Source organism: Flavobacterium ginsengiterrae (assembly GCF_039539785.1).
In the GTDB taxonomy this organism is placed as follows: domain Bacteria; phylum Bacteroidota; class Bacteroidia; order Flavobacteriales; family Flavobacteriaceae; genus Flavobacterium; species Flavobacterium ginsengiterrae.
In genome coordinates, this window is record NZ_BAABDU010000003.1 from 249,330 (window position 1) to 272,035 (window position 22,706).

Sequence of the window (22,706 nt, forward strand, 5' to 3'; positions counted from 1 at the left end):
TCAAACTAATCTCTGATTATTTTTACAATTTCTTCTGATACAATTTTAGATGCATTTGGCGACCAATGTGAGTCATCATAAAAGTAAATATCTTTTTTTCTACCCAATTGTGCTGATAAAATTTTCTTGGTATCAATATATAAATAGTTTTTTTTAAGCGATCCTAAGTATTCAAAAAATAATGGTTTTGGAAAGTTTGTCTTGTCGATTATATAATCATAATATAAATCATATTTATCCGGCGCAGGCAGTACTATTAATTTTATTCCTTTACTGCTTAATTTATCTGATAAATCATTCAAAACATTATTCATTTTTTTAACCTCATTTAAATCATTATTAAATTTTAGTCCCCACAAATCCTCTGAAAGGAACAACAATCTCTTTGAGTTATTACTAAATAGTTTATCACTCTTTAAATTGTAATTATAAATCAACTCATTAGACAAATAATCATGACCAAAATAATATCTAAACATTGACAAAGGAAAATAAATAATCTTTTTTGAAAAAAAAGATTCCTCATTCTTTTCTTTCGTAGTTTTTCGTTTTTCTGACAAATCGTTAAAATGAAATCCTTTGCTAATTTGCAAACTATCCAATCTTATTACATTATAAACAAAGTATCTTTCGACATTTTCCAGAATCACATATTCTATCTTACGATCTTCAAGAAAACTACTATTTAGCAATTGATATAAAGTTTGTATTTGATTATCAAAAATAAATCTATTAAAATTTAGAACATTATATTTTTCAGCTAAATAATTTTTATATCCAAAATTATCCTGCTCAGTAAACGAATCTCCAATAGTAAAGATTTTTGCTTTTTTGTTTTTATTATCTAAAAATTCATAAAAAAAAGTTTTACGTTTAAACTCTTCTTTAAACACACTTCTATATTCTTTTTCTATACTCGGAAAATATCCCAGCCTCAATAAATCAGGTGATTCAGTCTTACTAAAAAACAATTCAGTAATAGCAAATAAAATGATAAAGGGTATTAGAAAAATTGTAGTTTTCCAGATAATTTTTTTCATGAATTAAAAAGACGTAAAGACATTATGCCGCAAATAAAAGCGTTTTTCTAGTAATATTTATTCATAATTTAATTTCTTTTTTCTTCTTATCGAATAATCATAACCTTCTTAACCTTTGTTTCACTTCCGTCTTGCGCAGAAATAAAGATCATGTAAACTCCAGATGCTACTTTATATTTTCCAAAAGCCGTTGTATCCCATTCTATAGTTCCTCCTTCAGAAGTTGTTTCGTGAACCAGGTTTCCTTCAATATCTGTGATTTTAATATTGGCTTTATCAATCAAGCCGGCCACTTTTACAGTTCCTGAATAATTTGGCCTTACCGGATTTGGATATACATAAACATTGTTTAAATCTTCGTTGGAACCAGTTGCGATTCCCTTAAAAGAAATCATTCCTTTATTAGTCACTATAAAAACTTCTCCTGTTAAGCTGTTTATTTTAATATCGTTTATTGTATTGCTTGGCAGAGGCGAGTTATTGATTGTAAAATGATATTTAGTTTCCTGTCCGTTTGGAGAAACCATAAATATACCTGAATCTACTGTACCAATCCATTTATTATTTGCACCATCAACCACAATAGAAGTAATAAACTGTTCATACATTAATTCCTGAGCGAGATTGTCGTCTATAATAATGATTGGATTAGTTTTTAACTGACTATCGGTTTGAAAATTCCCAACATTTGATAAAACACGTAAACCTTTTGTAGTTCCAATCCATAATTGATTTTTAGTATCAACTGCTACAGATCTAACATCAACCGATGGTAAATTTCCGGCATCTGTTCCCGTTGTTATTTTCTTAAAAACATTTCCATTTTCATTAAAAGCTATCACACCATCATTATAAGTTGAAATCCACTTTATATTGTTTTTATCAATAACAATGTTGGCATAACTTGTGCTTTCAGCATTATTTAAAATTTTACTTGCATCATACCTCAGCCAGTCGCCGTTTGTTTTTAAAACTTTTAATCCGTTTTTAATACGGCTGTTTGTCACCCAGAGATTTCCTGATTTATCAAACGTAGTTCCATTTATACGGACATCTATATAATTCGGTCCTTCATAAGTAATTGTTTCTAATCCGCTGTTTTTTTCATTGAATAAATAATTAGGAATATCATTCTCTATTCTTAACAATCCAGAGAAAAAAGAACTTGCATAGACTTGTTTTTCATTATTTGGATTCACAATGACCCGAGTAATTGATTTTGCATCGTAAACTTCTGAGTATGGAATATTTAGCCATTTTGAGTTATAAAATTTACTTATACCATAACTATCTAAGGGATAAGGATTATAATAGATATCATAATCTCCGTAGACTGCCCAAAGTGAATTAGGCGAAACATCAATTGAAAAAATGTTATTTTTAACCGGACCTTCTGGCGTGCTATTTTCAAAAGTTCCAACCGAAGAAAGTGTGGAAGAAAACAAGCCTTTTTCTTTTGTTCCGATATAAATCATATCGCCAACTGCAGACGCACACGAAAAATTTAAATTAACTTCTGGAAGCTGTGTATTTACAATCTGACGATTTAAAACCATTTGATTATTGTACACATAAATCGTATTAGCGGTAGTAACAAACAAATTATGATTAACCACTCGCATATCTACTGCCGTTTGAGGCAATTGTAAAAAGCCAACGAATGTATTTGAATTATATCTGTGAATATTCCCTCCTGAATTTATAGCAATTAGTTCTGTATCTAAAGCACAGACACCATACCAATCTCCAGAATTCACTACAGTCCATTGACTAAAATCGATCAAATTTGGATTTGTAATCGCCGCCCTTCTCATACCGCTTGAAGTTGCGGCAAAAATAAATCCGTTAAAAATAGTAGTTTGTTTTACACTAATTTCAACTCCATTATCACCAATAAAGTAGGTGTCTCCAAATTGCAGAGTCGATAAATTAAACTGTACAATTCCAAAATCACACGATACATACAACAAACCACTGTTCTCTAAAAAATGATTTATCTTTTTGATACTCGCAGGCAGTTGTTTGTTAATAATGTCCACTTTTTTTATTACGCTTCCATCGGTTTCATTAATTACCGCTACAAGTCCGTTTTCGTAACCTACAATTGTTTTATTAAAAGTCTGACTGTGGTAAACAGCAGAAATTGTCTGCCCTGAAAGTCCATCAATTGTGGTAGTGGTTTTTAAAATATTTGTAGACGAATTTTTAGAAAACAATGCATTTTCTGAAGCAGTATAAACCGTTGTTGAAGATTCTGAAATATCTTTTATTTCATTGTATGAAAAATAGCCCTGCCAAGACAACTGTCCTTGAGCAAAGCCAAATTGAAACAAAAAGAAAAACAAAATACACAGAAATCTTTTTATCATTATTTGAGAGTTTTCGAATTGACAAATATACTACAAACGGCATTATTTGTTTTTTGTTCTTGCATAAATAAAAAAATGCTCCCAATTATCCAGAGATAAATGAGAGCATCTTTCAATTGTAATTAATCTTATACTACACCTTGAGCAAGCATAGCATCGGCAACTTTAACAAATCCGGCAATGTTAGCTCCTTTTACGTAGTTTACATAACCATCTTCTTCTGCACCGTATTTTTTACATTGGTTGTGAATTCCAACCATGATTTCTTTTAATCTTAAATCAACTTCTTCACTTGTCCAGTTTAAACGGATAGAGTTTTGAGTCATTTCTAATCCAGAAGCCGCAACACCACCTGCATTAGCAGCTTTTCCGGGAGCAAAAAGAACTTTACTATCTAAGAAAAGTTTAATAGCATCTAATGTAGAAGGCATATTAGCAGCCTCAGTTACACATAAAACACCATTATCGATTAATTTTTTAGCATCTTCTCCGTTCAATTCATTTTGAGTTGCACAAGGAATCGCGATATCAACTTTTACTTCCCAAGGGCTTTTTCCTTTATGGAATACAGCATTTGGATATTTTTCTAAATATCTCTCAGCTCTGTTATCTCCAGTAGCTCTCATTTCAACCATGTGGTCAATTTTTTCACCAGAAATACCTTCTTCATCATAAATATATCCATCAGGTCCGGAAATGGTTACTACCTTACCTCCAAGTTCATTTACTTTTAAAGCTACTCCCCAAGCTACGTTTCCAAAACCAGAAATAGCAACTCTTTTACCTTTAATTTCATGTCCAATAGTACGAAGCATTTGATCTGTAAAATAAACAACTCCGTAACCTGTCGCTTCCGGTCTAATTAATGAACCTCCGTAAGCTAAACCTTTTCCAGTTAAAACTCCTGTAAATTCATTTCTAATTCTTTTATACTGACCAAATAAATATCCAATTTCTCTGGCACCAACACCAATATCCCCGGCTGGAACATCAAGATCAGGACCAATATGACGACATAATTCGGTCATAAAAGACTGGCAGAAACGCATAATTTCTCCATCAGATTTTCCTTCCGGATCAAAATCAGAACCTCCTTTACCACCTCCCATAGGAAGTGTAGTTAAACTATTTTTGAAAACCTGCTCAAAAGCCAGGAATTTTAAAACAGATAAGTTTACTGTATGGTGAAATCTAATTCCTCCTTTATATGGACCAATTGCAGAGTTCATCTGAATTCTAAAACCTCTGTTTACAATTATTTCTCCTTTATCATCAACCCACGGAACTCTAAAAATTATAGATCTTTCAGGCTCAGCTATTCTTAAAAGCAGATTTTTTCCATCGTATTTTTTTCTTTCTGCAATAAACGGAATTACTGTTTCAGCAAATTCTCTAACAGCTTGAAGAAATTCTGGCTCATTTGGATTTTTTGACTCAACGAGAGCCATAAATTCATTTATTTTTTGCTCCATTTTTAAATAAATTATTCAAATAATAGTTTTATATTTAATCAACTATAACAAGAAATTACGTTTTAAGAAAACGTTTTCGTTACAACACGCAAAGATACATCAAAATGAATATGTTTTGTTATTTTTTTTCGTTTTTGAGATAGAATTGTGTTATTTCTAAACAAAGCTAAAAATACAATTTTACAGTTAAGAAATTCCTTCAAAACAGTAAGGTTAAAGTCATAAATTTAAGTGTTTTGTTACTAATTGTTTAATAGACGAATTTTATATTTTGTTTGGAAAAGCTTTTTTATATATTTGCCAATATTTTGAAAGCCCCATAACATGCCTAAACACCTATATTTCACAATTTTCGCCATATTTGGTTTATCAACAATTGCTACCGCGCAATTAGGTCTTGCCCATGAGATTGGAATTTTTGCAGGTCCTGTAACACTACAATCTGATTTTGGTGAAAGACATAATGTTGACACTAACGTTGGAAACACAGGTTTTGGTGTTGGTCTGGCACACTGGTTAAACTTTTCAGCAAACAATAACCGTGAAAGTTTTTTCACTGAACATTTTAAAGTTAGATCTGAATTATCTTTCGCTCGTACTAATCTAAGACATTTTGGAGAATGGGTTGAAAGAAAACCTAACGGATTATTCGCTCAGCAGTTAAAAAATATGCATGCTACTTCGACTGTAGTAGGTCTGGGTTCTCAATTAGAATTTTCTTTTATAAAAATACATGATTTCGAAAATTCGGTTGGTTCACTTAGTCCTTACATGAGTGTAGGTTTTATGGTTAGTTATTATTCTACAAATGTTGGCTCTAAATTAGGAGATATATCGCTTCCTAACGTAACTCCTGGAAAATATTTAATGCCTTCTGATGGTCGTGCACATGGTTTTTCCAGTGAAAATGGTGTCGCTTTATCTGGAACGGCAGCTCTTGGAGTACACTATAAACTAACCACAATGAGTGATTTGATGTTTGAAACACGTTTTCAAATGTATAACTCAGACTGGATTGACGGTTTAAATCCTAATAAAGATGTTTATAAAGAAAATAAGTCAAATGACTGGCAGGTTTGGTTTAACTTTGGATATATCTATTACTTAGAATTCTAAATTTAAAAAAATTACAATATTAAAAAATCCCAAATTCCAATACATTAAAATGGAATTTGGGATTTTTATTTTTTAGGATTTTCTTTTAAGACAATGCCTGCTCTAAATCAGCAATTAGATCTTCTGCATCTTCAATACCAACGCTTAATCTCACTAAATCGTCAGTAATGCCAACTTCTGCCCTTTTATCTGCAGGAATTGAAGCATGAGTCATTAAAGCCGGGTGATTTGCCAATGATTCTACTCCGCCTAAAGATTCTGCCAGAGTAAATACTTTTAATTTCTCTAAAAACGCAATCGAATCTTCTTTTTTACCAGATTTAAAAGTAAACGAAACCATTCCGCCAAAAGCTTTCATTTGTTTTTTAGCAATTTCATGAAATGGGTGATTTTCTAAACCAGGGTAATAAACTGTGTTTATTTTTGGATGCTTACTCAAATATTCTACTACTTTTTCTCCATTCTCGCAATGTCTCTGAACTCTCAATGCAAGTGTTTTAATTCCTCTCAAAACCAAAAAGCTGTCCATTGGCCCAAGAGTTGCGCCTGTAGCAAACTGCTGAAAATGCAATTGTTCTCCTAATGCTTCATCTTTTACAATTAAAGCTCCAGCAATAACATCAGAATGCCCGCCTAAATATTTTGTTGCAGAATGCATGACAATATCAGCACCAAGATCAAGCGGTTTTTGCAGATATGGTGTTGCAAAAGTATTATCTACAGCAAACCAGATTTTATGTTCTTTGGTAATTTTTGCGACTTCTGCAATATCAGCCAGTTTCATCAACGGATTGGTTGGTGTTTCTACCCAAACCAATTTTGTATTTTCATTAATTAATGACTTCAGTTTTGCAAGATCAGTCATATCAACAAAATGAAATTTTATGCCAGAATCTTTATAAATTCTAGAAAACATACGGTAAGTTCCACCATATAAATCATCCATTGCAATAACTTCGTCGCCCGCTTTAAATGATCTCAAAATACAATCTGTAGCGGCTAAACCAGATGAAAAAGCCAATCCTCGTGTACCATTTTCAATACTTGCCAAAGCTTCTTCTAATGCTGTACGAGTTGGATTTGAAGCCCTGCTGTATTCATAATCCGCAAGAGGTTTCCCCGGACTTGTCTGAATAAAAGTTGAAGTTTGATATACCGGAGGCATAACTGCGCCTGTACTTGGATCATGATGCTGGCCACCATGTATTACTTTTGTATTGAATTTCATATAGTTGTAAATTTTAAATCTATAATTGTTTTACAAATTTACCTTTTAATTTATTTTATCGGGGCACAACTTCTTACCTTTGTAGATAATTAACACTTTTTGATATGAAAAATTACATATTTACAATCTTATTGTGTTTGATTTTTACAAGTTGCAAAAAAGAGCTTTCATTTGAGAATGAAACATTTGAAGAAAAATCTACTATTCCGTGCAAAAATGATTGCCCGAATATCACAATAGAAGTCCCAATTGCTAAAAATAGAAAAATTGTTTCTGACAGTATCAACAAAAAAGTATTTGCTGCCATAAAAGAGATTATATATTTTGGAGAAGATTCGACGAAAGTTAATGATTATAAGTCATTATCAAAGTCTTTTATTGCATCTTATGAAGAAATGCATCTGAAATTCCCAAACGATACATTTGGCTGGGAAGGAAAAATAAAAGGGAATATTGAGTTTGAATCTGAGCAGGTTTTAAACATCAAGATAGATCATTATACTTTTACCGGTGGTGCTCATGGTTATCAAGGCTACAAATCCTTATTGTTTGATATAAAAACGGGGAAAACCATTTTTAACAATCAGCTTTTTAAAAATGAAAAGGAGTTTAAGGCTTTCGCCGAAAAAGAATTCAGAGCCAAATATCATATTCCGGAAAAAGCGAATATTAATGCAACCGGATTGATGTTTGAAAATGATACATTTCAACTGCCGCAAAACATTTTTTTTACGTCCGAAGGTTTGCTTTTATATTACAACTCGTATGAAGCTGCATCGTATGCCGACGGTCCTAAAGAAATTGTATTTCCATATAATAAAGTGAAAGGATTTTTAAAATTTCAATAGCATTTCATATTCCGTAGGAATATCTCGTCGGTAGAAAAAATGATATTGTTTTTGCATCAGCATCATAGATAATGCCATAAATCAAACGTTCCTACGGAACGTATAATCCATATTCAAATTGATTTTCTACCGACCAAACATTCCTATGGAATGCAAACGTAACTCTTAGAATCTTAGAACATAACCTTTACTGAACATCATACTTCATCTTTCTCAAAACTCTTAAAGCTTCTTTAAAAGATAAATAAATATGTCCAAAAGGTTTTAAAAGCAGTTTGGCATCTATTAGTTTTTGTCTTGCATCATCGAAACCATTTAAATAACAAATCATAAAAGTCGAAGGCAGATTTTCCAGATCTTTTAATTCTCGTTCAGACAATGAAATTCCTTTTTCAAGTTTTTGAAGCAGTGCCAAATTAGAATTGTAAATGTGATACAGCATTTTCCTGTTGAATTCCGGCGGTTGAAAAAGTATCTGGCGGTCAATTTTATAATATCCGTTATCAAAAAAGTGAATCGTTTGTTTTTCAAGCGGATAATAACTGGTTTTATCATTCAAGCCCAGCGGAACATATTCAGTAATCGTAAAACTATCATCATCATACAAAATAGTCACTACGTCCTGAGCCGAATAAAAGAGCTTAATTTGTTCATTTATTAATTCAATATCTACTCTTGACAAAAAAGTTTCATCTCGAGATTTTTTTGGAACTCCCGCCCAGCATATCACAAACAGTTCTTTAAAAACACGATATTTGGGTGACATATCTTTATGTCTGAAATTCATAAAATCGATAACACCATCAAGTGTATATTGAATGCTGTTTCGTGAACTATTTTCAATACCAATTACGGTTTCGGTATTTTGATAGTTTTTTTCGATTTCGGTTCCTTCTTCAACCGGAACAGAATTACTTCCTATGCGTATAAAAATACTATTTGCGAGAATGGTATGAATGCCTTTTTTAAAAAATGAGATTTGGCTTTTTGGCTTTATGGTAACCAAACCAATTACTTTATCTTTTGGAAGATTTGGAAACGGAACGTTTTCGTACTGAATTTTAGGCGGATTTTCAAGAAACGCATTTACAAGATTCTGAATTCGGCTGTCATCAAAAAAATCGTCGCCGACAATTTCGTTATCCTGATCTTCGACACCAACTACGATATAAGAATTATTAGCAGGATTTGAATTAGAAAGCGCACAAATGTGTTTTAAGAACTTTCCTTTCCCTTCGCGTGAATGTAGATTCAACTGCCTCTTTTTATCATAAAAACTGCTCTCGTCATTGTGAGCTAATAAATTTTTTATCAAAAGGCGTTTATTAATCATACTTTCTATTTTTTATAACAGCGAACTAAATTTACAAACTAAAAATCGTAATCTTAAAACCTAAAAAAAGACGCACTGCTGTGCGTCTCTACAAATAAAAATCAACTTAAATATTTTTCTTAACGATCGTCGAAGATGCCTGTGCAGTGCTCATTACAACCAGATCGGCAATATTTACATGGTAAGGTCTTGAAACTACAAAATGAATAATATCGGCAATATCTTCTGCCTGAAGCGGATCAAATCCTTTATAAACATTTGACGCTCTTTCTACATCACCTTTAAAACGTACTTCGCTGAATTCTGTCGCCACCATTCCAGGATGAATCGCTCCTACTCTAATTCCAAATGGATTTAAATCTATTCGCATTCCGGCCGTTATGGCATCAACGGCGTGTTTGGTTCCACAGTATACATTTCCGTTTGGATATACTTCTTTTGCCGCCGTAGATCCAATATTGATAATATGTCCTGATTGTTTTGCAGTCATTTTCGGAATTACAGCTTTTGATACATATAAAAGTCCTTTTACATTAATATCAATCATGGCATCCCAATCGTCTAAATCGCCGGTTTGAATAGGATCTAATCCGTGTGCATTTCCGGCATTATTGATCAAAATATCAATATCAGAAAATGTTTCAGGAAGAGCACCAATTTTTTCTAAAACATCATTTTTATCACGAACATCAAAAGAAAGAGAATGTACTTCTGTAAAAGCAGAAAGTTCCTTTTCCAGTTCCTCTAAACGGTCTTTACGTCTTCCGCACAGAACCACTTTATAATTGTTTTTTGCCAGAATTTGAGCTGTTGCTTTTCCAATTCCGCTCGTGGCACCAGTAATTAAAACTGTTTTTTTCATTGTTGAATTATTTTTTTACCACAGATTAAAAGGATTTTCACAGATTGGAAAAAATCATTTTAATCTTTTAATCTCTGGCAAATATTTTTCCGCTTAAAGCGAATTATAAAATCGAGTATTAACTGATCACTAAAAACTGAAACTGAACACTAATTCTTAAGCCACATCGTCGCCCATACTTTCTGTCCAGATTGCGAACCAGTCTTCTTTATCCATTTCCAATTCAACAGCTTTTACTAAAGACTGAATTCTGGCAACATTTACAGTTCCTGCAATTGGAATAACGTTTGCCGGATGTTTTAAAATCCAAGCCAATAAAAGTGTATCGGCACCTAAATGATATTTTTCTAATAAAGCTGAAAATAATTTTTTAAGACGGCGTGTTTTCTTGGTATCTTCTCTAAAAACAGTTCCAAGCGGATTCCATGATAAAGGTCGGATTCCGTTTGTCTGCATATAATCAAGACTTCCATCAATCATTGGCTCATAATGCGTAGCCGAAAACTGCACCTGATTATAGCTTACTTCCGTCTTCTGACGAATTAATTCGGTTTGCGAACTTGTGAAATTTGAAAGTCCAAAGTCAATAATTTTTCCTTCCGATTTTAATTTTTCAACAGCTTCAGCAATTTCATCGGCCTGCATTAACGGACTTGGTCTGTGCAGTAAAAAAACATCAACATAATCTGTTTTTAAATTTTTTAAAGATCCTTCAACAGACTTAATAATGTAGTCTTTAGAATAATCATAATGTTTGATTTTGTTTTCAGGGCGTTTAGCAGTTACTAGCTGAATACCGCACTTGGTAATTAATTGTAATTTTTCTCTTGAAATTTTACTTGCCTGAAAGGCTTTTCCAAAATCTGCTTCGGTGGTATAATCTCCGTAAATATCGGCGTGATCAAAAGTAGTAATTTTGTTTTCGATACTAACCTGTATCATGTTTTCCATTTCTTTAGTTGTCAGGTTTTTATCCCAAACTCCCCAATTCATGGTGCCCGAAATGATAGGCGATAAAGCTGTTTTACTCATGGTTATATTGCGTTATTTTTGATAATATATATACTTTAAAAAAGCATATTCATCAAAGTTCTTAAAAATATAAAAATAGAATCACAATTCGTCCTTAAAATTAGTCGATTGGTCGAAGTTTTAACCATTCTTTAACATCTTACTTCTCAAAAAATATTCAATTTGCACTCTCAAAAATCAGGCGTACAAATCACGGTATTAAAAATATTTATATGGAAGAAAATACAACGACTTTAGACATTAGAGCGATAAATGAAAAAATTGAGAGAGAAAGTGCTTTTATAGACCTTCTTACAATGGAAATGAACAAAGTTATTGTGGGCCAGAAACACATGGTCGAACGTCTATTAATCGGATTACTGGGACAAGGTCATATTTTACTAGAAGGAGTTCCGGGTTTAGCAAAGACTTTAGCGATTAATACTTTGTCACAAGCAGTTCAGGGATCTTTCAGCCGTATTCAGTTTACGCCGGACTTACTTCCTGCCGATGTTATCGGAACCATGATTTACAATATTAAAGCAAACGAATTCTCTATAAAAAAAGGGCCAATTTTTGCTAACTTCGTACTTGCCGATGAGATTAACCGTGCTCCCGCAAAAGTACAGTCGGCACTTCTTGAGGCAATGCAGGAAAAGCAAGTTACAATTGGCGACACTACTTTTAAACTAGATCGTCCGTTTTTAGTTTTAGCAACACAAAACCCGGTTGAGCAAGAAGGAACATACCAGCTTCCGGAAGCACAGGTTGACCGTTTTATGCTAAAAACTGTAATTGATTATCCAAAAATCGACGAAGAGCGTTTTGTAATTCGTCAAAATCTGAAAGGATCTTACGAAAAAGTAAATCCGGTAGTTTCTGTAGACCAGATTTTACGTGCACAAGAAGCTGTTCGTGAAGTTTATATGGATGAAAAAATCGAAAAATATATCCTGGATATCATCTTTGCTACACGTTATCCTGAAAAATACAAATTAGCCGATTTAAAACCGCTTATTAGTTTTGGAGCTTCTCCTCGTGGAAGTATCAACTTAGCAAATGCTGCTAAATGTTACGCTTTCATTAAACGCCGCGGTTATGTAATTCCAGAAGATGTTCGTGCTGTTGTTCACGATGTTTTACGTCATAGAGTTGGAATCACTTACGAAGCAGAAGCAGAAAACATTACTTCTGTAGACATTATCAACAAAATCGTTAACGAGATTGAGGTACCTTAAAAAAAGTGCTCAGTGTTCAGTTTTTTAGTATTCAGTTTACAAACTGAAACTTTAACTGAACACTTATAAAGACAGAATGACTTTTAGAATTTGAACTTTTACTGATCACTTTCTAACTGATCACTGAACACTAAAAAAAATGGATACAAAAGAGCTTTTAAAAAAAGTACGGAAAATAGAAATCAAAACGAAAAGGTTGAGTAATCATATCTTTTCGGGAGAATACCACTCTTCATTTAAAGGACGAGGAATGACGTTTAGCGAAGTGCGTCAATACCAATACGGAGATGATATTCGTAACATCGATTGGAATGTAACCGCACGCTACAACGAAGCTCACGTAAAAGTTTTTGAAGAAGAACGAGAATTAACCATGGTTTTAATGGTTGATATTTCAGGTTCTGAAGGTTTTGGTTCAAAAAGTCAGTTTAAAAAAGACATCGTAACCGAAATTGCGGCAACGATGGCTTTTTCGGCTACACAAAACAATGACAAAATTGGTTTGATCCTTTTTTCTGATACTGTCGAATTATACATTCCGCCAAAAAAAGGGCGTTCACACGTTTTGCGTATCATTCGCGAATTAATCGAATTTGAACCAAAAAGCAACAAAACCGATGTTGCACAGGCGTTAAAATTCTTATCGGGAACTCAAAAAAAGAAAGCCATCGTTTTTATGATTTCAGATTTTATGTCTGAAGATTATGAGCAAACCTTAAAAATTGCTTCTAAAAAACATGACTTAACCGGTGTTCGCGTATATGATATCCGCGAAGAAAAAATTCCAAATTTAGGAATGGTAACTATGCTGGATGCAGAAACCGGAAAAACGCAATTGGTTGATACGGGTTCTAAAACAGTACGAATGAATTATGAAAAACATTATCAGGAAAGAGTTAATTATTTCAAAGACACATTTCGTAAATCCGGCGCTGGTATTGTACACACCAGAGTCGACGAAAATTACGTTACTAAACTATTAGGCTATTTCAAATCACGATAAATATAATTTTAGATTGTGGATTTTAGATTTTAGATTTTGAAAATCAGATAATTTAAATTTTCTACTTTCCATAAAAAATAAAAAATTTCGCTTATAACTGTGAAATTGTTTTTACACTTTTAAGCATTCATTTTAGACTAAAATCTGAAATCATAAATCAAATGAAATTAAAGTTTTACATATTTTTATTTTTACTTTCTTCAGCTGTTTTTGCTCAAAATAAACAGATTGAAACAAGTATTGACACCACAAAAAATAAAATTGGTGCCGAATTTAAGCTAACACTTAAAACGGTAGTCAGTTCAAAATCTAAAGTTGTTTTTCCTAAACTAAAAACCATTGGTCCTTTAGAAGTTATTCAATCGTACCCAATCGATACGGTAAAGAAAAATGACACTTATGAATTGATTAAAAAATATGGTTTAACGCAATTTGATTCAGGAAAATATACAATTCCTTCTATTAAAATTTTAATTGATAAAAAGCCATTTTTATCAGATTCGATTAAAGTTGAAGTTGCCAATGTAAAAGTCGACACTTTACAGCAGAAAATGTATGACATTAAAGACATTACTGCCGGCGATGATACAATTGGAGACTGGTGGAAATACGTTTTGGCTTTAGTTATAATTTTAGCAATTGGTGCCGGAGTTTATTGGTTTATCAGAAAAAATCAAAAGAAAAAAATTGAAGAAGAAGTTTATAAAACTCCTATTGAAAAAGCAACAAGTTTGTTAAACAATCTGGAGTCTAAAGAACTTGTTCAAAAAGGCGAAATCAAAGAATATTATAGCGAATTAACTGATATTGCCCGTAATTATATTGAAGAAGCGATTCATATTCCGGCAATGGAAAGTACAACTTCTGAATTAATTGAGGCTATTAGAACTGCTTCTACTAAAAAGAAAATGACTTTAACGCCAGAAACAGTTGAGAATCTGGAGCGTGTTTTACGTCAGGCCGATTTAGTAAAATTTGCGAAATCAAAACCGCTTGAATTTGAAATCACTGACGACAGAAACAAAATTCAAAAAGTAATTTTAACGCTTGATAATGCTATCCCAACTGAGGTTTCAACCGAAGAAGAAGATCAGTTACTAAACGAAGCGCAAAGACAAAAGCAAATTCAGATACAGCTTCGTAAAAAACGTAACGCCCGAATTGGATATTCTGTTGCGGCCGTAGTTTTCTTATTGTTTGCCACTACAACTTATTTCATAGCAACAAAAGGCTTTAATTACGTAAAAGACAATATTATTGGGCATCCGTCTAAAGAATTATTAGAAGGCGAATGGGTAAAAAGTGAATACGGAAATCCAGGCGTTATTATTGAAACTCCAAAGGTTTTAAAACGTATGGATGCTTTAAAAGCGCTTCCAAAAGAAACCATGGCACTTATTAAAGAAATGCAGCTTTTTGTATACGGAAGCATGATTGACAATTTTTATGTGGCAGTTTCTACGACTAAATTCAAAAATCCAACTGATATCGATTTATCAAAAGCTTTAGAGGGAAGTTTAAAAGTTATTGAGCTTCAGGGAGGACAAAATATTATTGTAAAACAAGAAGATTTCCAGACAAATCAAGGTATTCAGGGAGTAAAAGGTTATGGAACAATGAGTATTTTGAATCCGGCAACAAAAACAAGTACAAAAGCTTATTATGAAATCCTTATGTTTAAACAAGAACAGGGATTACAGCAAATTGTTATTTTACATCAAGAAGGCGACACGTATGCTAACGATATTACAACCCGAATTCTAAATTCTGTTGAACTTAAAAAAGCAAGTAACTAATGAATAATAAGATCACTTTTTTAAATCCGGAATTCTTTTGGTTGTTTCTTTTAATTCCAATTGCCATTGCATGGTTCTTTTGGAAAAGAAACCAGCAGTCGGCTACTTTAAAAATGAGTTCAACGGCAGGTTTTAAAAACAGCGAATCATTATTAACGAAATTAAAACCTCTGCTGTACGTTTTTAGAATTATTGCTTTAAGCTCTTTAATTATTGCTTTGGCAAGACCAAGAACAGTCGACATCAGTAATCAGACAAAAACAACAAAAGGAATCGATATTGTCATGGCAATTGACGTTTCTGGATCTATGCTCGCAAAAGATTTAAAGCCAAATCGTATGGAAGCTTTAAAAAGAGTTGCCGCAGATTTCGTTGAAGAAAGACCAAACGACAGAATAGGTTTAGTTTTATATGCTTCTGAAGCTTATACAAAAACACCGGTTACGAGCGATAAACCTATTATTCTGGAAGCTATAAAAGGTATTCGTTACGATACTGTTTTACAAGACGGAACCGGAATTGGAATGGGACTTGCAACAGCAGTAAACCGTTTAAAAGACAGTAAAGCAAAAAGTCGTGTTATTATTTTATTGACAGATGGTGTAAACAACGCCGGATTTATAGAACCGGAAACTGCTGCAGACATTGCAAAACAATACGGAATTAAAGTCTATACAATTGGTCTGGGTACAAACGGAATGGCAGAATCGCCATATGCTTATGCGCCAAACGGAGGCTTTTTATTTAAAATGCAGAAAGTTGAAATCGACGAAAGATTAATGAAAAGTATTGCTCATAAAACAGACGGAACGTATTTTAGAGCAACCAGTAATGATAAATTAGCCGAAATATACAATTCGATTAATAAATTAGAAACAACAGAAATTCAGGAATTGAAGTTCTACGATTACGACGAGAAATACAGAACTTTTGTTTTACTGGCAGCATTTTTATTATTGTTAGAAGTTGGTTTAAGAAATACAGTTTACAGAAGCTTTATTTAATTTGAAAAATTAAAAAACTCCAAAAATAAAATTCCAAACAACAAATTGGGATTTGGAATTTTTAAAATTGGGATTTAAAAACATATATGGAATTAGACGAAAAAAAATATTTATATCTTTTACTGTTACTCCCAATTGTGGTGTGTATTTTTCTTTTCAATATGTATTGGAAAAGAAAAAAACAGCGTGAATTTGGTGATTTAGAAATGGTGAAAAAACTAAGCCCGGAGCGCTCTGTTTTTAAACCTGTTTTAAAATTATCAATCTTACTTTTGGCTTTAGCGTGTTTGATTATCGGTCTGGTAAATCCAAAAATTGGAACCAAAATGGAAACCGTAAAACGTGAAGGTATTGATATTGTTTTTGCAGTAGACGTTTCTAAGAGTATGCTGGCAGAAGATGTTGCACCAAGCCGTTTAGACAAAAGCAAGCAATTGGTTTCGCAGATAATTAATAATCTGGGAAGCGACAGAATTGGGATTGTAGCTTATGCCGGAAGTGCTTTCCCAGTGCTGCCAATTACATCAGATTACAGCGTTGCCAAAATGTTCCTGCAAAGCATGAGTCCGGATATGGTTTCTTCACAGGGAACTTCACTTGACGAAGCAATTCGATTATCAGCAACTTATTTTGATGAGAAAAGCAAAACGAGTAAACTTTTAATTCTAATTTCAGATGGAGAAGACCACTCTGAGGGCGCTTCAATTGCGGCAGAAGAAGCCAACAAAATTGGAATGAAAATCATTACCATTGGTGTTGGAACAGAAAAAGGAGGAACAATTCCGTTAAAAGAAAATGGTGTTGTAAAGAATTACCAAAAAGATCAAAACGGGCAGACTGTTATTACCAAACTTAATCAGGAAGGATTAAAAACTATTGCAAAAGCCACAAAAGGCGGTTATGTTTACGGCGGCAATACTAAAGAAGTTTTAGAATACATTAAAAATGCCCTGAATAATATTCAGAAAACAGAATTTGAATCAACACAAATGGCGGATTTCCAATCACAGTTTCAATGGTTTATTGGTTTTGGATTCTTATTGTTATTCGTGGATATTTTCCTTTTGGAAAGAAAAACAAACTGGATTAAAGAGTTGAATTTATTCAACGAAAAAAAATAAAGATTCCGCTTAAAATTCGGAACAAAAAACATAAAAAACGAGAATGAAAAATTTACTTCTTTATATTTTACTAACGCTTTCTTTTGCAGTTTCTGCTCAGGAAAAAGACAAGACATTGCCTGGTGCCAATGAAGAATATAAGCAGAATAAATTTACTGAAGCAGAGGCTAATTATAGAATTTCGGCATCTAAATTTTCAAAACGCTCTGCCGGATCTTATAATTTAGGAAACTCTATTTACAGACAAAATCAGCCTTCGGAAGCTAAATACGCTTATGCAAATGCTTTAAAAAATGCCAAAACAAGACCTGAAAAGCACAAAGCTTATCATAATCTTGGAAACGTTTTTATGAAAGAGAAAGATTATACGCAGGCTGTTGAAGCATACAAACAAGCTTTGCGCAATGATCCAACCGATGATGAAACGCGTTACAACTATGCGTATGCAAAACAAAAGCTAAAAGAAAATCCTCCTAAAAACGATCAAAACAAAGACAAAAATAAGGATAAGGACAAAGACAAGGATAAAAATAAAGACAAGGACAAGGACAAAAATAAAGATAAGGATAAGGACAAAGACAAGAAAGACGACAAAGGCGATAAAGACAAAGACAAAAAAGACGGTAAAAACGATCCTAAAAAAGACGACAAGTCTGATAATAAAGGAGAGCCAAAACCACAGCCTGGAGGAATTTCAAAAGAACGTGTTCAAAACTTGTTAGATGCTGTAAACAATGAAGAAAAGAAAATTCAAGATAAAGTAAACGCTCAAAAAGTAAAACCTAATCCTAAAAAACCAGAAAAAGACTGGTAAAATAAGTTGAATCGTTTAATCGTTATTAATTTGTTTATTTACTAAACAATTAAACGGATAAACGATTTAGCAGTTAAACAAACAATGATCAAACATTAATGAAAAGATATTTAATTCTATTACTACTCGCTTTTCAAGGCCTTATGGCTCAAGTTCAATTTGAAGCCAAAGTAAGCAAAAACACGCTTGGACTTAACGAAAGACTTCGTATTGACTTCGTTATGAATGTTGACGGAGATAATTTTGATCAACCTGCATTTGAAGGATTTAAACTTGTAGCCGGTCCAAGCCAGCAAATCAGCCAGTCATGGATAAACGGCCGAAGCTCTTTTCAAAAAGTCTACTCATACATTTTACAGCCTGAGAAAAAAGGAACAATAATTATTAAACAAGCCGCAATAGAATACAACGGCCAGATTTACAAAACTTCGCCCATAAAAATTACTGTAACCAATGCTGTTGCACAGGAACGTGATCCAAATGATTACAGACAACAGGGCGGTTCCGGAAACGAATTATTACAGTTAGTTGCCGAAGTTTCTAAAACAACTCCGTATGTAAATGAACCTATTACGGTTGTTTACAAATTATATTTTAATGAAATTGGCGTTACCGGATTTAGAGAACTTGCCAAACCTAAATACAACGATTTTTGGAATCAAAATATTGATATCAAGCAATTGGTAATGGAAGAAGGAAGTTACCAAGGCCAGAGATGTCATTATGTAGTATTGAAGAAAACCATTCTATATCCTCAAAAATCAGGAAGATTAACCATTGAGCCTCTTTCATTAGACATTGGAGTGCAGCTGCCAACTAATCGTCGTGATATGTTTGGCCAGATGATTATTGCCGAAGACAACAAAGTCGTAACAACAGGTGCAAAAGGTATCAGCGTAAGACCACTTCCCGAAGCAGGTAAACCAGAAGGTTTTACTGGAGCTGTGGGTAAATTTAATTTTACAGTTACACCATCAAGAACAACATTAAAAAGCGGTGAAGGTTTAGATCTAATTGTCAGCGCATCTGGAACAGGAAACATGAAATTGTTTACACTGCCAAAACCTGTTGTTCCAAACGCATTAGAAATGTATGATCCGGTTCATGACGAAAAAGTAACAACTTCATTGTCTGGAATGTCTGGAAAAATAACAGATAAATACACTATTATTCCACAATACAAAGGAAAATATGCCATAAAACCAATGGCGTTCTCGTATTTTGATTTAAGTACAAACTCATATAAAACCATCAATTCTCCTGAAATTATGGTGGATGTTTTAGACGGACCAACTTTAGCAGAAGCAAATCCTTCTACAGCATCTAAAAATGCAGCTCCAAAAGCTGAACAATTCAAATATATCAAAGCAAAAACGACTTTAGTAAGCGTTGTTAAAGATGATTTTTACGGCTCTGATTTGTATTATGCATTATTGTTTTTCCCATTTGCTATTATCCCAATTATAATTTTGGCTAAGAAGAAAAAAGAAGCCATTGACAGCGATGTAACCGGAAACAGAATCAGAATGAACAATAAGCTGGCGAAGAAATATTTATCGCAGGCTAAAAAACAGCTTAATAACAAAGAAGCATTCTACATTGCTCTTGAAAAAGCAATGCACAATTTCTTAAAAGCAAAACTGCATATCGAAACATCTGAAATGAGTAAAGATAATATTCGCGAATTGCTTTTATCTAGAAATGCAAATCCGGAAACGGTTCAGAATTTCATTAATTTGACCGAAAACTGCGAATTTGCACGTTATGCTCCGGCATCAAGCGCTTCGATTCAGCAGGATTATGATAAAGCGGTTTTAATTATTTCAGAATTAGAAAAACAGATTGTTTAGTAGAAAAGTTTAAATCAAACCCAATCAGATTTTAAATCAGTTGAGTTTAACAGAAAATAAAATGAAAAACATATTATATCTCTTTTTATTAATCTCGCAGGTTTTCTTTGCTCAAAGCAGTTTTGAAAAAGGAAATGCTTTGTATCAAAAAGGACAATATCAGGAAGCTGTTCAGGTTTATGAAGATATTATAAAAGAAAACAAACAACAGTCGGCAGAATTGTATTTTAACTTAGCAAACAGTTATTACAAACTCAATAAAGTTGCTCCTTCTATTTATAATTATGAAAAAGCACTTGTGTTAAAACCAAACGATCCTGAGACTTTAAACAACTTGAAATTCGCCAAAAAATTAACTATTGATGAAATCAAAGAAGTTCCAAAAGTAGGTTTTGCAAAACTGATTCAGAATTTTACCGGAATTTTTGATTATAATCAATGGGCAAAAATATCAGTTGGAATTGGTTTTTTATTTCTGCTGAGTTTTATTGGTTACTACTTTTCACAGCTTACACTTACGAAAAGAATCTATTTCGTTGGAATGTTTATTTTTTTAGTTGCCCTAATAATAAGTGTTTCAGCAGGAATGTCTGAAAAAAGTCATTTTGATAACGATCGTCCGGCCATTGTATTTTCGGAATTGAGCGAACTTAGAAGCGAACCTCAAAAAGCAGGTTCTTCTATTATTTTATTACACGAAGGAGCAAAAGTATTTGTTTTGGAAACGGTTGGAAAATGGAAAAAAGTAGAATTAACAGACGGTACAGAAGGCTGGATTGATGCTGCGACAATTCAGGAAGTCAAATAAAGTTTTAAAAACTATCAAATAAAAAATCCCAACCTCCAGTTCTTAATTGGAATTTGGGATTTTCTGTTTTTGTTTTTATTTAAAGTTAGTTCACTGCATCAACCAATCTAACAAATTCGGCTCTGTAGCCTTCATCATCGTTCGCTAAACCAGATTTTGCCAGTTTTCTAATATCTGCTGATGAAGAATTACTAATGAATTTAGAATCTCTTAATTTTAAACCAAACCAGGCTACAGCAGTTGTAAATTTAAAATCAGAAGAACTGTTATCCAGAGAAACTTTTCGATTAGGGATTGTATTCACAATTTCTATACTTTTCTCACCGTCTGGTTTTTTATAACGGAATTTAATAGTTGCCAGTTCATCGCTGTAATTAGAATCTTCTGTCTTAACTTTTGTATATTTTAAATCAGATGGAACATAATCACTTTCTACACCTGTTGGAATTATTTCATAAAGTGCCGTTACAGTGTGTCCGCTTCCTAATTCTCCTGCATCAACAGCATCATTTTTAAAATCTTCATCTTTTAATCTACGGTTTTCATAACCAATTAATCGGTATGCCTGAACATGTTTTGGATTAAACTCAATCTGAATTTTTACATCTTTTGCAATTGCAAACATCGAACCTTTAAATTCTTTTCCTAAAAAACGATTTGCTTCCTGAATATTATCAATGTAAGCATAATTTCCGTTTCCTTTATCGGCAAGAATTTCCATTTTACTGTCTTTATAATTGCCCATTCCAAAACCTAAAACAGTTAAAAACACGCCTGATTTTCTTTTTTGTTCAATCAGTTTTTCCATATCAAGATCTGATGATGCACCCACATTAAAATCACCATCAGTTGCAATTACAACGCGATTATTCCCGCCATCAATAAAATTTTCCTGTGCTAATTTGTATGCTAATTCAATTCCTTCGCCACCCGCTGTACTTCCTCCAGCACTTAATTCATCAAAAGCATCCATAATTTCGTCTTTATTATCTCCTGAAGTAGGCGATAAAACAACTCCTGCAGATCCCGCATATACTACAATCGAAACCTTGTCTTTTGGCCGAAGTTCTTTAACTAAAATTTTCATTGATTCTTTTAGTAACGGAAGCTTATTAGCATCATTCATAGAACCAGAAACATCAATTAAAAAAACAAGATTTGAAGCTGGGAGATTTGTCATTGGAATGTTTTTTCCCTGCAAACCAATTTTTAGCAAAAGTGAATTTTTATTCCACGGACTTTCGCTTACTTCTGTATTTATAGAAAACGGATTTTGACCTTCGGGCTGTGGATATTTGTATTTAAAAAAGTTCATCATTTCTTCAATACGAACAGCATCTTTTGGAACTTTTTGTCCTTCGTTTATAAAACGGCGAATATTGGTATATGATGCATTATCGACATCTATGGAAAAAGTAGAAAGAGGAGATTTTTTTGGAGACTCAAAAGGATTTTCTTCAAGTCCGGCATAACTTTCAGTATTAGGATCTGAAATATTTTCTTCGAAAGCTTCATCTGCAGGAGCAGCTACATTTATAGATTCTATAGTATAATCTTCTGTGGCAGCATCTTGTTTTTTACAACTCAATGCAATTAGTAAAAGGAATGCCAACAAATAAAATGGTTTATTTTTCATGTAAAATAAATTTTAGGAATTAATAATTGATTTTTTCTTTCAAATAATAACTAGCATTCCGGATGTACTAAGAAAATTATCTGCAATTTTCCGCAATCCAAATTTAATGCCAAGATTCCTGTTAAATATTTTATGGTGAAAAATAATTAAATGACGA

18 protein-coding genes are annotated in these 22,706 nt (G+C 32.9%); 10 read left to right on the forward strand and 8 right to left on the reverse strand.

The window, feature by feature from the left end; all coding sequences use genetic code 11:
* Positions 1 to 5 precede the first annotated feature (5 nt).
* The 3 genes from ABD859_RS03965 to gdhA form a co-directional block, all read right to left on the reverse strand.
* Positions 6 to 1,040, reverse strand: coding sequence for an alginate O-acetyltransferase AlgX-related protein (locus ABD859_RS03965; RefSeq protein ID WP_345140552.1), 1,035 nt, complete (start codon positions 1,038 to 1,040; stop codon positions 6 to 8).
* Between the two features lie 86 nt (positions 1,041 to 1,126).
* A complete protein-coding gene (gene porZ, locus ABD859_RS03970) occupies positions 1,127 to 3,409 on the reverse strand; it encodes a type IX secretion system anionic LPS delivery protein PorZ (protein ID WP_345140555.1) in 2,283 nt (760 codons plus the stop codon).
* 128 nt (positions 3,410 to 3,537) lie between these two features.
* The gene (gdhA, locus tag ABD859_RS03975) at positions 3,538 to 4,881 is read right to left on the reverse strand and encodes an NADP-specific glutamate dehydrogenase (RefSeq protein ID WP_345140558.1); all 1,344 of its coding nucleotides are present in this window, start codon (positions 4,879 to 4,881) and stop codon (positions 3,538 to 3,540) included.
* Between the two features lie 324 nt (positions 4,882 to 5,205).
* Here gdhA and ABD859_RS03980 point away from each other — a divergent pair, with 324 nt between their 5' ends.
* Entirely contained in the window at positions 5,206 to 5,997 is a 792-nt protein-coding gene (locus ABD859_RS03980; protein ID WP_345140561.1) for a THC0290_0291 family protein, read from the forward strand.
* Positions 5,998 to 6,082: 85 nt separating this feature from the next.
* On the opposite strand, the gene ABD859_RS03985 is transcribed toward ABD859_RS03980, so the two are convergent.
* On the reverse strand, positions 6,083 to 7,225 hold the full coding sequence (locus ABD859_RS03985; protein ID WP_345140564.1) for a cystathionine gamma-synthase: 1,143 nt from the start codon (positions 7,223 to 7,225) through the stop codon (positions 6,083 to 6,085).
* Between the two features lie 104 nt (positions 7,226 to 7,329).
* Between ABD859_RS03985 and ABD859_RS03990 the strand changes: the two genes are divergently transcribed.
* Positions 7,330 to 8,073: a DUF3298 and DUF4163 domain-containing protein gene (locus ABD859_RS03990; RefSeq protein WP_345140567.1), complete on the forward strand. Its 744-nt coding sequence runs from the start codon at positions 7,330 to 7,332 to the stop codon at positions 8,071 to 8,073.
* A 187-nt stretch (positions 8,074 to 8,260) separates the two neighbouring features.
* Here the strand turns inward: ABD859_RS03990 and ABD859_RS03995 are convergent, their stop codons facing one another.
* The 3 genes from ABD859_RS03995 to ABD859_RS04005 form a co-directional block, all read right to left on the reverse strand.
* Positions 8,261 to 9,406 (reverse strand): ATP-binding protein, encoded by a 1,146-nt coding sequence (locus ABD859_RS03995; protein WP_345140569.1) that lies wholly within the window; start codon positions 9,404 to 9,406, stop codon positions 8,261 to 8,263.
* Between the two features lie 106 nt (positions 9,407 to 9,512).
* On the reverse strand, positions 9,513 to 10,268 hold the full coding sequence (locus tag ABD859_RS04000) for an SDR family NAD(P)-dependent oxidoreductase (protein WP_345140571.1): 756 nt from the start codon (positions 10,266 to 10,268) through the stop codon (positions 9,513 to 9,515).
* A 156-nt stretch (positions 10,269 to 10,424) separates the two neighbouring features.
* Complete coding sequence (locus tag ABD859_RS04005) at positions 10,425 to 11,300, reverse strand: aldo/keto reductase (RefSeq protein WP_345140573.1); 876 nt, start codon at positions 11,298 to 11,300, stop codon at positions 10,425 to 10,427.
* Positions 11,301 to 11,512: 212 nt separating this feature from the next.
* On the opposite strand from ABD859_RS04005, the gene ABD859_RS04010 reads away from it, so the two are divergent.
* The 8 genes from ABD859_RS04010 (at position 11,513) to ABD859_RS04045 (ending at position 20,913) form a co-directional block, all read left to right on the forward strand.
* Positions 11,513 to 12,517, forward strand: a complete 1,005-nt coding sequence (locus ABD859_RS04010) for an AAA family ATPase (RefSeq protein ID WP_142451507.1) — start codon at positions 11,513 to 11,515, stop codon at positions 12,515 to 12,517.
* 139 nt (positions 12,518 to 12,656) lie between these two features.
* Positions 12,657 to 13,520: a DUF58 domain-containing protein gene (locus tag ABD859_RS04015; RefSeq protein WP_345140577.1), complete on the forward strand. Its 864-nt coding sequence runs from the start codon at positions 12,657 to 12,659 to the stop codon at positions 13,518 to 13,520.
* Between the two features lie 161 nt (positions 13,521 to 13,681).
* Positions 13,682 to 15,316, forward strand: coding sequence for a phenylalanine--tRNA ligase subunit alpha (locus ABD859_RS04020; protein ID WP_345140580.1), 1,635 nt, complete (start codon positions 13,682 to 13,684; stop codon positions 15,314 to 15,316).
* The gene (locus tag ABD859_RS04025) at positions 15,316 to 16,320 is read left to right on the forward strand and encodes a vWA domain-containing protein (protein ID WP_345140583.1); all 1,005 of its coding nucleotides are present in this window, start codon (positions 15,316 to 15,318) and stop codon (positions 16,318 to 16,320) included. Before ABD859_RS04020 ends, ABD859_RS04025 begins: the two co-directional genes overlap by 1 nt.
* An 86-nt stretch (positions 16,321 to 16,406) precedes the next feature.
* Positions 16,407 to 17,441, forward strand: coding sequence for a VWA domain-containing protein (locus ABD859_RS04030; RefSeq protein ID WP_345140586.1), 1,035 nt, complete (start codon positions 16,407 to 16,409; stop codon positions 17,439 to 17,441).
* Between the two features lie 43 nt (positions 17,442 to 17,484).
* A complete protein-coding gene (locus tag ABD859_RS04035) occupies positions 17,485 to 18,255 on the forward strand; it encodes a tetratricopeptide repeat protein (protein WP_345140589.1) in 771 nt (256 codons plus the stop codon).
* A 98-nt stretch (positions 18,256 to 18,353) separates the two neighbouring features.
* On the forward strand, positions 18,354 to 20,105 hold the full coding sequence (locus tag ABD859_RS04040) for a BatD family protein (protein ID WP_345140592.1): 1,752 nt from the start codon (positions 18,354 to 18,356) through the stop codon (positions 20,103 to 20,105).
* Positions 20,106 to 20,166: 61 nt separating this feature from the next.
* Positions 20,167 to 20,913 (forward strand): tetratricopeptide repeat protein, encoded by a 747-nt coding sequence (locus ABD859_RS04045; RefSeq protein ID WP_345140595.1) that lies wholly within the window; start codon positions 20,167 to 20,169, stop codon positions 20,911 to 20,913.
* Between the two features lie 85 nt (positions 20,914 to 20,998).
* Here the strand turns inward: ABD859_RS04045 and ABD859_RS04050 are convergent, their stop codons facing one another.
* Entirely contained in the window at positions 20,999 to 22,549 is a 1,551-nt protein-coding gene (locus tag ABD859_RS04050; protein ID WP_345140598.1) for a vWA domain-containing protein, read from the reverse strand.
* Positions 22,550 to 22,706: the final 157 nt, after the last annotated feature.

Excerpts from the sequence above, each read along its gene's own strand:
- ABD859_RS04040 (WP_345140592.1), top strand. The coding sequence starts at position 18,354 with ATGAAAAGATATTTAATTCTATTACTACTCGCTTTTCAAGGCCTTATG.
- gdhA (WP_345140558.1), bottom strand. The coding sequence starts at position 4,881 with ATGGAGCAAAAAATAAATGAATTTATGGCTCTCGTTGAGTCAAAAAAT.
- ABD859_RS04045 (WP_345140595.1), top strand. The coding sequence starts at position 20,167 with ATGAAAAACATATTATATCTCTTTTTATTAATCTCGCAGGTTTTCTTT.
- ABD859_RS03990 (WP_345140567.1), top strand. The coding sequence starts at position 7,330 with ATGAAAAATTACATATTTACAATCTTATTGTGTTTGATTTTTACAAGT.
- ABD859_RS04035 (WP_345140589.1), top strand. The coding sequence starts at position 17,485 with ATGAAAAATTTACTTCTTTATATTTTACTAACGCTTTCTTTTGCAGTT.
- ABD859_RS03980 (WP_345140561.1), top strand. The coding sequence starts at position 5,206 with ATGCCTAAACACCTATATTTCACAATTTTCGCCATATTTGGTTTATCA.
- ABD859_RS04010 (WP_142451507.1), top strand. The coding sequence starts at position 11,513 with ATGGAAGAAAATACAACGACTTTAGACATTAGAGCGATAAATGAAAAA.
- ABD859_RS04050 (WP_345140598.1), bottom strand. The coding sequence starts at position 22,549 with ATGAAAAATAAACCATTTTATTTGTTGGCATTCCTTTTACTAATTGCA.
- ABD859_RS04025 (WP_345140583.1), top strand. The coding sequence starts at position 15,316 with ATGAATAATAAGATCACTTTTTTAAATCCGGAATTCTTTTGGTTGTTT.
- ABD859_RS04000 (WP_345140571.1), bottom strand. The coding sequence starts at position 10,268 with ATGAAAAAAACAGTTTTAATTACTGGTGCCACGAGCGGAATTGGAAAA.
- ABD859_RS03965 (WP_345140552.1), bottom strand. The coding sequence starts at position 1,040 with ATGAAAAAAATTATCTGGAAAACTACAATTTTTCTAATACCCTTTATC.
- ABD859_RS04015 (WP_345140577.1), top strand. The coding sequence starts at position 12,657 with ATGGATACAAAAGAGCTTTTAAAAAAAGTACGGAAAATAGAAATCAAA.
- ABD859_RS03995 (WP_345140569.1), bottom strand. The coding sequence starts at position 9,406 with ATGATTAATAAACGCCTTTTGATAAAAAATTTATTAGCTCACAATGAC.
- ABD859_RS04030 (WP_345140586.1), top strand. The coding sequence starts at position 16,407 with ATGGAATTAGACGAAAAAAAATATTTATATCTTTTACTGTTACTCCCA.
- ABD859_RS03985 (WP_345140564.1), bottom strand. The coding sequence starts at position 7,225 with ATGAAATTCAATACAAAAGTAATACATGGTGGCCAGCATCATGATCCA.
- ABD859_RS04005 (WP_345140573.1), bottom strand. The coding sequence starts at position 11,300 with ATGAGTAAAACAGCTTTATCGCCTATCATTTCGGGCACCATGAATTGG.
- porZ (WP_345140555.1), bottom strand. The coding sequence starts at position 3,409 with ATGATAAAAAGATTTCTGTGTATTTTGTTTTTCTTTTTGTTTCAATTT.
- ABD859_RS04020 (WP_345140580.1), top strand. The coding sequence starts at position 13,682 with ATGAAATTAAAGTTTTACATATTTTTATTTTTACTTTCTTCAGCTGTT.